Source organism: Mesorhizobium sp. M0239, from assembly GCF_040321815.1.
Lineage (GTDB): Bacteria > Pseudomonadota > Alphaproteobacteria > Rhizobiales > Rhizobiaceae > Mesorhizobium.
This window is the reverse complement of the sequence record NZ_JAMYSG010000005.1, coordinates 1-12,311: the sequence shown is the minus strand read 5'-3', so window position 1 is coordinate 12,311 and position 12,311 is coordinate 1. Positions and strand designations below refer to the sequence as shown.

10 protein-coding genes are annotated in these 12,311 nt (G+C 63.0%); 1 reads left to right on the top strand and 9 read right to left on the bottom strand.

Going from position 1 to position 12,311, the window contains the following annotated elements; all coding sequences use genetic code 11:
- Nucleotides 1-37: 37 nt before the first annotated feature.
- The 7 genes from mgrA to NKI99_RS05895 all read right to left on the bottom strand — a co-directional run bounded on the left by mgrA (nt 38) and on the right by NKI99_RS05895 (nt 7,404).
- On the bottom strand, nt 38-1,084 hold the full coding sequence (mgrA, locus tag NKI99_RS05925; protein ID WP_023812497.1) for an L-glyceraldehyde 3-phosphate reductase: 1,047 nt from the start codon (nt 1,082-1,084) through the stop codon (nt 38-40).
- Between the two features lie 121 nt (nt 1,085-1,205).
- Nucleotides 1,206-2,348 (bottom strand): Gfo/Idh/MocA family protein, encoded by a 1,143-nt coding sequence (locus NKI99_RS05920; protein ID WP_352610140.1) that lies wholly within the window; start codon nt 2,346-2,348, stop codon nt 1,206-1,208.
- 11 nt (nt 2,349-2,359) lie between these two features.
- Entirely contained in the window at nt 2,360-3,106 is a 747-nt protein-coding gene (locus tag NKI99_RS05915; RefSeq protein ID WP_352610137.1) for a sugar phosphate isomerase/epimerase family protein, read from the bottom strand.
- 53 nt (nt 3,107-3,159) lie between these two features.
- Entirely contained in the window at nt 3,160-4,257 is a 1,098-nt protein-coding gene (locus NKI99_RS05910; RefSeq protein ID WP_352610134.1) for an ABC transporter ATP-binding protein, read from the bottom strand.
- A 5-nt stretch (nt 4,258-4,262) separates the two neighbouring features.
- A complete protein-coding gene (locus NKI99_RS05905; protein ID WP_352610131.1) occupies nt 4,263-5,201 on the bottom strand; it encodes a carbohydrate ABC transporter permease in 939 nt (312 codons plus the stop codon).
- The gene (locus tag NKI99_RS05900; RefSeq protein WP_352610128.1) at nt 5,198-6,085 is read right to left on the bottom strand and encodes a carbohydrate ABC transporter permease; all 888 of its coding nucleotides are present in this window, start codon (nt 6,083-6,085) and stop codon (nt 5,198-5,200) included. The genes NKI99_RS05905 and NKI99_RS05900 overlap by 4 nt, the downstream gene beginning before the upstream one ends.
- An 80-nt stretch (nt 6,086-6,165) precedes the next feature.
- A complete protein-coding gene (locus NKI99_RS05895) occupies nt 6,166-7,404 on the bottom strand; it encodes an ABC transporter substrate-binding protein (protein WP_352610125.1) in 1,239 nt (412 codons plus the stop codon).
- Between the two features lie 403 nt (nt 7,405-7,807).
- Between NKI99_RS05895 and NKI99_RS05890 the strand changes: the two genes are divergently transcribed.
- A complete protein-coding gene (locus NKI99_RS05890) occupies nt 7,808-8,863 on the top strand; it encodes a LacI family DNA-binding transcriptional regulator (protein ID WP_023812490.1) in 1,056 nt (351 codons plus the stop codon).
- A gap of 9 nt (nt 8,864-8,872) precedes the next feature.
- Here the strand turns inward: NKI99_RS05890 and gnd are convergent, their stop codons facing one another.
- Nucleotides 8,873-10,300 (bottom strand): NADP-dependent phosphogluconate dehydrogenase, encoded by a 1,428-nt coding sequence (gnd, locus tag NKI99_RS05885; RefSeq protein WP_352610122.1) that lies wholly within the window; start codon nt 10,298-10,300, stop codon nt 8,873-8,875.
- A 234-nt stretch (nt 10,301-10,534) separates the two neighbouring features.
- The gene (locus NKI99_RS05880; RefSeq protein ID WP_352610119.1) at nt 10,535-12,175 is read right to left on the bottom strand and encodes a copper resistance CopC/CopD family protein; all 1,641 of its coding nucleotides are present in this window, start codon (nt 12,173-12,175) and stop codon (nt 10,535-10,537) included.
- Nucleotides 12,176-12,311 lie beyond the last annotated feature (136 nt).

The window sequence follows — 12,311 nt, the reverse complement described above, 5'->3', positions numbered from 1 at the left end:
GGAGTGCCGCCGCTCTTATTTTGCCGGCTCGAGTGGTCTATTTTCGCGGCGGGCCTTTGCGCTCGGCCGAAGCTGCCCACAGATTGATATCGGACTCCCGGGCGTAGGTATCGATCTCGGCGAGTTCGGCATCGCTGAAGTCGAGCACCTTGAGCGCGCCGACGCAGTCCTCGACCTGCTCCGGCCGGCTGGCACCGATCAGCGCCGAGGTCACCCTGCCCTTGCGCAGCACCCAGGCCAGCGCCATCTGCGCCAGCGTCTGCCCACGCTTGCTGGCGATGGCGTCGAGCGCCTTGATGTTGGCGATGGTCTTGTCGTTGATGAAGGCTGTCTTCAGCGACTTGCCCTGGGAAGCACGGCTGCCGTCCGGAATGCCGCCGAGATACTTGTTGGTCAGCATGCCTTGCGCCAGCGGCGAGAACACGATGGAGCCGACACCGAGCCCTTCGAGCGTGTCGAGCAGGCCGTCTTCCTCCACCCAGCGGTTCAGCATCGAATAGCTCGGCTGGTGGATGACGCAAGGCGTGCCAAGCTGCTTCAAGATATCGGCGGCCTCGCGCGTGCGCTGCGAATTGTAGGACGAGATGCCGGCATAGAGCGCCTTGCCCGAGCGCACCGCATGGTCGAGCGCACCCATCGTTTCTTCCAGCGGCGTGTCGGGGTCGAAACGGTGCGAATAGAAGATATCGACATAGTCGAGCCCCATGCGTTTCAGGCTCTGGTCGAGGCTGGCCAGAATGTATTTGCGCCCGCCCCATTCGCCGTAGGGGCCGGCCCACATTTCGTAGCCGGCCTTCGTCGAGATGATCAGTTCGTCGCGGTAGGCGGCGAAGTCGGTGCGCAGGATTTCGCCGAAAGCGGTCTCGGCAGAACCGGGCGGCGGACCGTAATTGTTGGCGAGGTCGAAATGCGTGATGCCGAGGTCGAAGGCCTTGCGCGCGATCGCCTGCTTGGTCTTGTGCGGCGTGTCGTTGCCGAAATTATGCCACAACCCCAGCGAGATTGCCGGCAGCTTCAGGCCGGAGCGGCCACAGCGGTTGTAGATCATCTTTTCATAGCGGTTTTCGGCAGGCGTGTAGGGCATCGGAAAATCCTCAAATGAAAACGAGCCGGTCGGCTGCATCGCGACAACGCGGCGAGTTGGCTCTGCCCCTCACCCTTACCCTCTCTCCGTCGAAACGGGGAGAGGGTTGAGGTGTGCTGCCCTATTTCTTCTTCGCCAAAAGCGCCTTGGCTTCCTTGACGCCAAGTGCCGCCGGCCGTTCGCAGGTGGTCTGCATGGCGACGAACTTGCCGGTTTCGCCGGAGCGCAACAGGCCGGTCATCACGTCGACGGCGTGCAGCGCCAGTTCCATGGAACAGCGATGCGGCCGGCCTTCCGCGATCGCCACCGCCATGTCGGCGAGGCCCGATGTGCGGTAGTTGGCCATCATGCCTTGCGAATGCATCTCGTTGGGCACGCCGAACGGATGCGGCCAGTTCGGCAGCTTCTTGACCGGCTTGGCCGCGTCGGTGAAGCGAACGTCACCACCGAAGAAGTTCGGGTCCGGCACGAACACCGTACCCGCCTCGCCATAGAGTTCCATCGGCGCGTGGCCGTGGGCCCAGACGTCCCAGCTGGTGTTGAGCGTGATAACGGCGCCGTTCTCGAACTCCAGCAGCCCATGGATGGTCGTCGGCGTGTTGACCGGTATCTTTTCACCCGCGCGCGGCTTTGAACTGATCGTCCGCTCCTTGGCCGGCGTCGTCGCGAAGGCCGCGACCTGTTTCACCGGTCCGATCAGCTGGATCAGATTGGTGATGTAGTAAGGCCCGATATCGAGCACGGGACCGGCGCCCGGCTGGAAGAAGAAATCCGGATTGGGGTGCCAATGCTCCATGCCGTGGCCCATGACATGACAGGTACCACTCGTGACCTTGCCAAGCTTGCCGGTGTCGATCAGGTTGCGCACCAGCTGGTGCGCGCCGCCGAGGAAAGTGTCTGGCGCCGAGCCGATCCGAAGACCCTTTTTCTGCGCCCGCTTCTTAAGGTCGAGCCCTTCCTTGACCGACAGCACGAACGGTTTTTCCGAATAAACGTGCTTGCCGGCGTCGAGTATCTGCTTCGACACCTCATAATGCACCGCCGGGATGGTCAGGTTGACGATGATGTCGATGTCGTCGGCCCTGAGCAGGTCTTCGACGGTCTCGGCGCGCAGCTTGAACTCCTTCGCCCGAGCCCTGGCCGCCTCCATGTTGATGTCGGCGCAGGCACGCATCTCGATGCCGCGAAACAGCGGCGCCAGCGAAAAATACGCTTTCGAGATGTTGCCGCAGCCGATGACGCCGATGCCAAGTTTCTTTGCCATGCTGATTGCTCCTAATAGGTTTTGGCGGCTGCGATGGAGCGGCGGGCGAAACGCTCGATGTCGTTGGGGTTGTCCTGTTCCATGACGTAGTATTGGGCAGCACTCTTGGCACGCAGCACCTTGACCAGGCCGGCCCAGTCGATGGTGCCATGGCCGACATCCGACCAGCCATCCTCATCCAGCCCCTCGCCGGGCTTGGCCATGTCCTTGACGTGGACGGCGCTGATGCGCTTGCCGTGTTTTTCGATCCACGACAACGGATCATCGCCGCCGCGCACCACCCAGGCAACGTCCATCTCCCAGCTGACATCGGGCGCGGATGACAGGATGTGGTCCTGCGGCACCGATCCGTCGGCAAGTTTCTTGAACTCGAAATCATGGTTGTGCCAGGCAAAGCCGTAGCCGGCCTTTTTCGCGGCGTCGCCGACCTTGGCCAGGCGTTCGCCGAAGCCGCGCCAGCCGGCGGCGTCGGATGGCCGCTGGTCGGGCATCAGGAAAGGGCAGATGAGCAGCGTGATACCGAGTGCGTCGGCGGTTCTGCGCACGCCGTCGAAATCGTTCTCGAGAGCGTCGATCGAGAAATGCCCAGTCGGCATGGCAAGCCCGTTCTTGTCGAGCTCGGCACGGAAAGCCTCGGGATCATCATAGACGCCGCCAAAACCTTCGACCTGAGCGTAGCCGAGCTTGCCGAGCGTGGCGAGCACACCGTCCCAGGGTTGGAAATTGCGGGCGCTGTAAAGTTGGAATGACCAATTCATCGTCTCTGTCCGTTTCGCTTGGGGATTGTCGTTGGAAGGTTGGTTCTCGGAAGCTAGATGCGTGTGCCGGTTGCCGTGTCGAAAAGCGAGGCGCGCATCGGATCGAAGCCAAGCGTCACCGCCTCGTCGTTCTTGGGCGTGCGTTCCGAGGTCACCCGGACGCTGAAATTCTGCTGGGCAAGCATCAGCCAGACCAGCGTGTCGGAGCCCATGGGCTCGACCACCTCGACATTGGCGGCTATCGAGAACGGCCAGCCGGTGCCACTGTTCAGACTGACATGCTCGGGCCTGATACCGAATGTGACGGGGCCTGGAGCCGGAGGCTTGGCAAAGTCGTAAGTGCCGAGCGGGATCTTGATATCCTCGGCCGCGAACCGCCAGCCGCCGTCCGCGTCTTCCAGACGGCCATCGACGAAGTTCATTGCGGGCGAGCCGAGGAAGCCGGCGACGAAGCGGTTGACCGGACGGTTGTAGATGGTCTGCGGCGCATCGAGCTGCTGGATGACGCCGCCCTTCATCACCGCGATACGGTCGGCCAGCGTCATCGCCTCGATCTGGTCGTGGGTGACGTAGATCATGGTGTTCTGCAGCTTGCGATGCAGCAGCTTGATCTCGACGCGCAGTTCGGCGCGCAGCTTGGCATCGAGATTGGACAGCGGCTCGTCGAACAGGAACACGTCGACATCGCGCACCAGCGCCCGTCCGATGGCGACGCGCTGGCGCTGGCCGCCGGAAAGTGCGGCCGGCTTACGCTGCAGCAGCGGCTCGATCTGCAGGATTTCAGCCGCCCGCGCGATCCGCTTGGCGATCTCTTCTCTTGGCGTGCCGGCGACACGCAGCCCAAAGGACAGGTTCTTTTCCACCGTCATTTGCGGATAGAGCGCATAGGACTGGAACACCATGCCGATGCCGCGGTCCTTGGGCTCTTCCCAGGTGACGTTCTTGCCCTTGATGAAGATGCGGCCTTCGGAGACATCGAGCAGGCCGGCAATGCAGTTGAGCAAGGTCGACTTGCCGCAGCCGGACGGCCCGAGCAGCACGATGAACTCGCCATCGGCGACATCGAGATTGAGCGTCTCCAGGACGGTCACCGCGCCGAAATTCAGCGACAGGTCCTGGATCGAAACGCTGGTATCGTTGGCTGCCGTCATCGCCATCACCCCTTCACCGCGCCGGCGGCGATGCCGCGTACGAAAAGCTTGCCGGAAATGAAGTAGACGATCAGCGGCACTAGCCCGGTCAGGATGGTTGCGGCCATGTTGACGTTGTACTCCTTCACGCCTTGTACCGAATTGACGATGTTGTTGAGCTGCACCGTCATCGGATAGGTGTCGGGGCGGGTGTAGACGACGCCGAACAGGAAGTCGTTCCAGATGCCGGTCACCTGCAGGATGATGGCGACGACGAAGATCGGCAGCGACATCGGCAGCATGATGCGCAGGAAGATGCCCCAGAAGCCGGCGCCGTCGACGCGTGCCGCCCGGAACAGCTCTTCCGGCATCGAGGCGAAATAATTGCGGAACAGCAGCGTCAGGATCGGCATGCCGAAAATGGAATGGACGATCACCAGCCCGCTGAGGCTGCCGTAGAGGCCGATTTCGCGCAGGATGATGACGATCGGATAGATCATCACCTGGTAGGGAATGAAGGCGCCGACGATCAGGATGATGAAGAACGTATCGGCGCCCTTGAAGCGCCAATTGGCCAGTGCATAACCATTCACCGAGGCGATGGCGATCGACAGCAGCACCGACGGCACGGTGATCCGCACCGAATTCCAGAAACCGCGCGAGAGCCCGTCGCAGTTAAGGCCGGTGCAGGCCGTTGACCACGCCTTGACCCACGGCTCGAAGGTGATCTCGAGCGGCGGTGAGAAGATGTTGCCGAGCCGGATCTCCGGCATGCCCTTGAGCGAGGTGACGACCATGACATAGAGCGGCAAGAGGTAGTAGACCGCCATGACGAACAATGTGCCGTAGAGGAAGACGTTGCGGCGCGAAATCATGCGGCGCGGCTTTGGACCGTAGGGCCCGGCGATGTCCTGGCGCGCGCCGGCGGCAGTGCTTGCTTGAGCGGTGATGTCTGCAATGCTCATTTGCGTCGCCCGAACTCGAGATAGGCCCAAGGCACGATGACGATCACCACCGAGAGCAGCATCATGGTCGAGGCGGCAAAACCCTGGCCGAGGTTCTGGGCGAAGAACATATAGTCGTAGACGTACTTGGCCGGCACTTCGGAGGCGATGCCCGGGCCGCCGCTGGTCTGGGCCACGACCAGGTCATAGACCTTGACGATGCCGGAAGCGATGATGACGAGCGTGGTGATGAAGACCGGCCGCATCATCGGGATGACGATGAACAGATAGGTCTTCCACATCGGGATCCCATCCACGCGCGCCGCCTTCCAGATGTCTTCGTCGATACCGCGCAGGCCGGCCAGCATCAGGCACATGATGAGCCCGGTGCCTTGCCACAGCGCAGCGATCGATATGCCGTAGATGACGATGCTGGAATTGTAGAGCGGGTCGAAGCTGAAGCTCGTCCAGCCGAAGTCCCGCACGACATGCTGGATGCCGAAATCCGGATTGAGCAACCACTGCCAGACCAGGCCGGTGACGATGAAGGAGAGCGCGAAAGGATAGAGGAAGATGGTGCGGAACGTGTCCTCGAAGCGGATCTTCTGATCGAGCAGCGCGGCAAGCAGAAAACCGATGACCAGCGAGAACACCAGCGAGATCGCGCCGTAGATCAACAGGTTCTCGATCGAGATCAGCCAGCGCGGCGCCGCCCACAGGCGGTAATACTGGTCGAGCCCGACGAAATTCAGGCGCGGCAGGAGCTTCGAATTGGTGAAGGAATAGAGCACCGTCCAAACGGTGCCGCCGACGAAAACCACCATGGCGGTGAGGATCATCGGGATCGAGGCGAGCTTCGCATTGAGGTTGCGGAACAGAAGGTTGGGGCGTTCGCTCTTGCTCATCTCGTCAGCCGGCTGGGTAAGGGCGGTGCATTCCCGGCCCTGCATTCGCAAGGCCGGAATGAGGCGGGTTGCCTCCAGCGTCAGTCCGCCGAAGCGATGAGGTCGGCGAAGCGCTTCTGCGCGTCTTCGACGGTCAGTTCCGGCTTGGCGAAGAATTCGGCGAAAAGGTCTTCCTTCTGTTTCTGGGTGTCCTGTGAAAGCAGTTGGTCCGTCCACGGCATGACGGCGCCCTTGGCAAGAATGGCGAGGCCCTTCTTCATGCAGTCGTTGGCCGCATTGAGATCGACGTCGCCGCGCACCGGCAGGGATCCCTTCTTTAGATTGAAGGCAACCTGCGTCTTGGGATCGAGCAGCGTCTCGGCCAGCACCTCCTGCGCCTTGCTCTTGTCGGCATCCTTGAGCAGCGGGAAGTAGAAGGCGTCACCGCCCGTGGCTATCACCTCGTTCAGCCCAAGGCCCGGCAGGCAGGTATAATCCTTGCCGGCGGTCTTGCCGGCAACCTGGAACTCGCCCTGCGCCCAGTCGCCCATGATCTGGCCAGCGGCCTTGCCGGTGATGACCAGGTTGGTCGCCTGGTTCCAGTCCTGCACATTGGTGTTCTTCGCCATCTTGCGGGCATCGTCCGCGGCCTTGAAGACCTTGGCGACTTCGGGCCCGGCGGCGAACTTGGCATCCTTGTCCTTGTAGACCTTGAGGAATGTGTCCGTACCGCCCACAGCCGCAAGCAGGACGTCGAAGGCACCGGAGGATTGCCAGGCCTGACCGCCGACGGCGAGCGGGATGATGCCGGCCTTTTCCAGCGCCGGCGCTGCCGCCACGAATTCATTCCAGTCCTTCGGCAACGGCACGCCGGCCTTCGCGAAGGCTTCGTTGGACAGCCACAGCCACTGCCAGGAATGGATGTTGACGGGCACGCAGTAGATCTTGCCGTCGATGGTGCAGCCGTCGAGCAGGCTCTTCGGCCGGACGACATCAGTCCACTTGCCCTTGGTGGCGACGTCGGTGAGGTCGCGCATCAGGCCGGCCTGCACCAGTTCCTCCGCCTGCCGGCCATGGTTGAACTGCGTGGCGCCCATCGGATCGCCACCGGTGATGCGGCTGATCATGATTGGCCGCGCCGTGCCGCCGGAGCCGGCAATGGCGCCATCCACCCAGTGGTTGCCGGTTGCATCGAATGCCTTGGCAAGTTCCGCAACCGCCGCCGCCTCGCCGCCCGACGTCCACCAATGGGTGACTTCCAGGTCCGTCGCGGCCGCCTGGCCGGCAAACTGCAACGCGGCCGTCGCTGCCAGCCCAGCGGTCAAAAGCTTGTATCGCATTTCGGCTCCTCCCAGAATCTGAAACGTTACAGATTTTCGATACGGCAATTGCGCGGGCTGTGCAACCCATCAACGAAGCGCCCTCGATATTTTTTCGGACCGCGAACAAATTCGCATGAATGATCGCGCTTCCCATGCACTGCAGCATGGTTTGCTGCGGCGCAAACACCGAAATGCCGCCTGATACGGACAAAAGGCGGCGGCAGAGGCGATTTCTCCTGGAATCCCAATGCGTTTCGCAAAAGAACCATCCACCTCGTGGCGATGGACATGTAACTCGATATGGCAATCTGTAACGTTTCAGTATATTGAGGCTTTGCCGGGGCTGGAACGCATATCGTACCGCTATGGCGGCGATTGCCGACATGGCTCGCGGCTGCTATGCGCCTGACGGGCGGGACGAATGGACAGACAGCGTACGGACAAGAACGGGGAGACCTCGGCACAGGGACGGCCGACGTTGAAGACGCTTGCCTTCATGACCGGGCTCGGCGTCACCACTGTGTCACGCGCCTTGAAGGATGCCCCGGAAATCGGCGCCGAAACCAGGCGTCGCGTCCAGCTCGTCGCCAAGCAGATCGGCTACCGGCCGAACCGCGCCGGCGTGCGTCTGCGCACCGGCAGGACCAATGTCATCAGCCTCGTGCTCAACACCGACCGCGAGATCATGAGCTTCGTCTCGGACATCATCTACGGCGTTTCGGAAGTGCTCGCCGAAACGCCCTATCACCTGATCGTCACGCCCTATTCCCGCTCGCAGGATCCGATGGAGCCGATCCGCTATCTCGTCGAGACCGGCTCGGCCGACGGAGTCATCATTTCGCGCACCCAACCGAACGATCCGCGCGCCCGCTACATGCTCGAGCACGGCATGCCCTTTGCCACGCATGGGCGCACCGACATGGGCCTCGTCCATCCCTACCATGACTTCGACAACCATGTTTTCGCGATGGAAGCCGTGCGCCGCCTGGCGAGCATGGGCAGGCACAAGCTGGCGCTTCTGTCGCCGCCGCCCGGGCTGACCTATTATGGCCACACGCTGAACGGCTTTGCCGATGCGCTAAGCGAGGTCGGAGCCAGCGAAATTCCGTTCAACACCGTTTCCATCGATCACACGATCGAGCAGATCAGGACCAGAACCGCGCAGGTGATGCGCCGCGAGAACAGGCCGGACGGCTTCGTCAGCAGCGCTGCCGCCGCGACACTGGCGATCGTCGCCGGCATCGAGGATGCCGGCCTCAAGCTTGGCCGCGACGTCGATGTCGTGTCCAAGCAGTCGTCGGACCTGTTGCACCTGTTCCGGCCGGAATTGCTCGTCGTCAACGAGAACTTCCGCCTGGCCGGCTCCGATCTCGCCCGCTCCGTGCTCGGCTGGATCGGCGGCGCCGCACCCGGCTCGTTGCAGCGCCTGGTCGCCACCAGCGAGGTTCGGGCGTTCAGCCCGCCGGTTTCCGTTTAGGCCCTTGGGCTAACCAGCCGCACCGCTTCCCCACGGCCCATGGAACGCGCCTTTGTCGTCGATACGCTCGAAGCCGTGCGCGCCGAAAAAGTCGCGCTGCGCCTGGATCAGGTTCGACGTGCCGCGGCCCTGGCGGTAGCTGTCGAAATAGGCAAGTGCGGAAGACAGCGCCGGAACCGGCGAGCCGGCCTCCGAAGCCCTCGCCACGATGCGCCGCAGCGACGGATGCGCTTCCTGCATCAGCGCGATGAAGGCCGGGGCCATCAGCAGGTTGGTCGAGGCGCCGCCCTTGCTGAAGGCCTCCGCCATGGTGTCGAGCATCTGCGAGCGGATGATGCAGCCGGCGCGCCAGATCCTGGCGATGGTCGGCATTGGCAGGTTCCAGTTGAATTCCTTGGAGGCGCCGCTCATCACCGCAAAACCTTGGGCGTAGGCGGCGATCTTGCCGGCGAACAGCGCCAGTTCCAGATCTTTCAGCAAGGCGTCCTTGTCACCGGAAATCTTCGTCACGCCGATGTTGCCATAGGCCTTTTCCGCCGCCAGCCGCTCGTCCTTGATCGACGATAGAACGCGCGCCGCCACCGCCGCCTCGATCGCGGTGGCCGGGATGCCGAGCTGCTGCGCCTCGATGACAGACCATTTGCCGGTGCCCTTCTGGCCGGCGCGATCAAGGATGATGTCGACCACCGGCTTGCCGGTCTTCGGATCGTCTGATGCCAGCACCTTGGCGGTGATCTCGATCAGGTAGGAATTGAGCCGGCCCTTGTTCCAGTTGGCGAACACCGTGCCGATCTCCTTCGGGTCCATGCCCAGGCCGTCGCGCAGGATGCCGTATATCTCCGCGATCATCTGCATGTCGGCATATTCGATGCCGTTATGGATGGTCTTGACGAAATGTCCGGCGCCGTCGGTGCCGAGCCATGCCGCGCAGGGTTCGTCCTTGAACTTGGCGGAGATCGCCGTCAGCACCTTCTCGACGCGCTTCCATGAGTCCTCCGTGCCGCCGACCATGATCGACGGCCCATGGCGCGCGCCCTCCTCACCCCCGGACACGCCCATACCGATGAAAGTGAGGTCCGAGCTGGAAAGCTCGGAGAAGCGCCGCATCGTGTCGCGGAAATTGGCGTTGCCGGCGTCGATGACGATGTCGTTGGCCGACAGCACGCCGCGCAGAGCCGCGATCTGTTCGTCGACCGGCATGCCGGCCAGCACCATGATGATGATCGGGCGCGGCGGCCGGATCGCGGCGGCAAGCTCTTCCAGGCTGTAGCAGGGCACGACCATGTCCCTGAGCGCGCCGGCATTCTCGATGAAAGCATCCGTGCGCGCCCTGGTGCGGTTGAAGACGGCGATGCGATGCCCGTGCTCGGCGATGTTGAGCGCCAGGTTGGAGCCCATCGTGCCAAGGCCGATCAGGCCGATTTCGGCTTTTTCCATCGTTTTTTTCCTGCCTTCGGATTTTGTTGAGATCGCGTTTTGCCGCGATGATTGACGGGCCTTTCGGGCTGCGTCAACCGCCTCGCCGAATTGTGTTGATGCCGCGGCGTGTGAGATTCAGGTCAGGCCGAGTCGAGAATGGTGGTTTCCGAGAACCGGAGCGGAGCGTACTTAAAGTACGTGAGCACCGGAAGCGCAGGAAGCCGCCGTTCGCAGGCCGGCATCACCTGAATATCACTCGGCGCGGATGTCGACGGGCGCCTCGATCTTCACCATCTCGAAGTCCGAGACCAGTATGTCGATGCGCACCGTCCACCGGCCGGCCACCGGGATGACGAGGTTGTCGACACGCCAACTGCCGTCGCCGGGCTTGGCCGCCGCGCGCTTCAAGGGCTCGATGCCCGAATCGGGTTTCGACAGCACAAGCGTCACCTCCTTGGCGTCGAGCGGGCCGAAATCGCCGCTCATGATGATCATCGAGGCGACGACCGGTCCGGCATGGCCCGGCGTGATGTTGAGATCGGCCATCGCTTTCAGCGCGTGGATATGGACCGACACCGGTTGCGCTGCCGCAATCGCGAGGGCTCGTGGCGGCGGCGTGAAGCGCCAGCCCGCGGCAACGCCGAAAATCGCCAACACGATCAACATCTCGACGCCGATCGAGCGGACCAACCTGCGTTGAACTTCCGTCGATCCCGCCTCGGCCGATGCCGTGAGTTTCCAGCGGTTGACGGCGGCGAGCGTGAACAGAAAGACCAGCAGCCCGAGCTTGATCAACAGCAGCCTTCCATAGGCGGTGTCGACCAGCGCCAACGGTGTTTGCACCTGGACGACGGCAAGCACGATGCCGGCAGAGGCAAGCACGGCCACCACCGGCAGGATCGCCCAAGAAAACCGCCGCAGGAATGGCGTGGCCCCCGCCGATTGCCCCTTCAGCGCCAGCCCGAGTGGGACCAATGCGCCGGCCCACAACGCGATGCCGACGCCGTGCAGGAACACCATCGGCCGTGTCAGCCATTGCGGTTCGGCGGCACTGGCATGGCCGCTGGCGGCAAGGGCAACCCCCACCCCGGCCAGGCCGGCCAGCGCCAATGGTTTGGCGGTAGCGCGGGGGCCGGCCAGCGACAGCAGGCCAAGGCCCAGCGCGATCAGCGCGACCAGCACTGTCCAGCCGAAACTGGTGCTAAGCCCGGTCCGCCAGATGACCGGCTGCGCCAGATGCGAGAGCGGGGCCCCAAGTGCGTCCAGCCCCTGAAAGCCGAGCGACAAGGGTGCCGCGACCAGCCCGCACAGGATTGCAACGATGGAGAAACGCCGGCCAGCCTGTCCGCCCCCGGCCAGCCAGGCAAGCGCGAAGGCGCCGCCGGCGCCGAGGAAAAGCCCGAGGTAGAGAAAAACCTTGCCGAGCCAGATCGCCGACCGCAACGGCCAGTCGACGGCTTCGGACACGGCCGGCGGTTCGCTTGGCGCGCCGATGGAAAACAGCAGCGATCCGCCGACGGGATGACCGTCTGCCGAAATGACACGCCAGCTCAGTACATGCGTACCGGATTTGAGCGGTTGCGGATTGTCGATCTCGAGCGTCTGGTCGCTGAGACGGAATGACGTCAGAGCAACCGGCGTTCCGTCGGGCTTCACCAGGGTCAGCACCAGTGGCGACACCGGCTCACTGAAGGTCAGCGAGAACTGTGCCGGCCCCTGTTCCAGCACCGCGCCGTCGGCCGGATCGGTCTTGATCAGCGCGGCATGGGCAAAGGCCTGATCTGACACGGCAAGGCTGGCAAGAAACACGATCACGGCCAACAGGCCGGCGGCAAGCCGGCCGGCAGGTTTGCAGGCCATGGAAGCCGTTTGCAGGAGGGGGGTCGTGCTCATGTCACCGCCACGAAAAAGAGCGGCGCGCACAAAAAAGAGCCCCCCCATGGAATTAAAATAATAGGGCAAAACATAGTTCACGGAGCCCGGGTTTACCAAACCATCACAACCAAGCCCGCTAGCGGGTATTAATAAC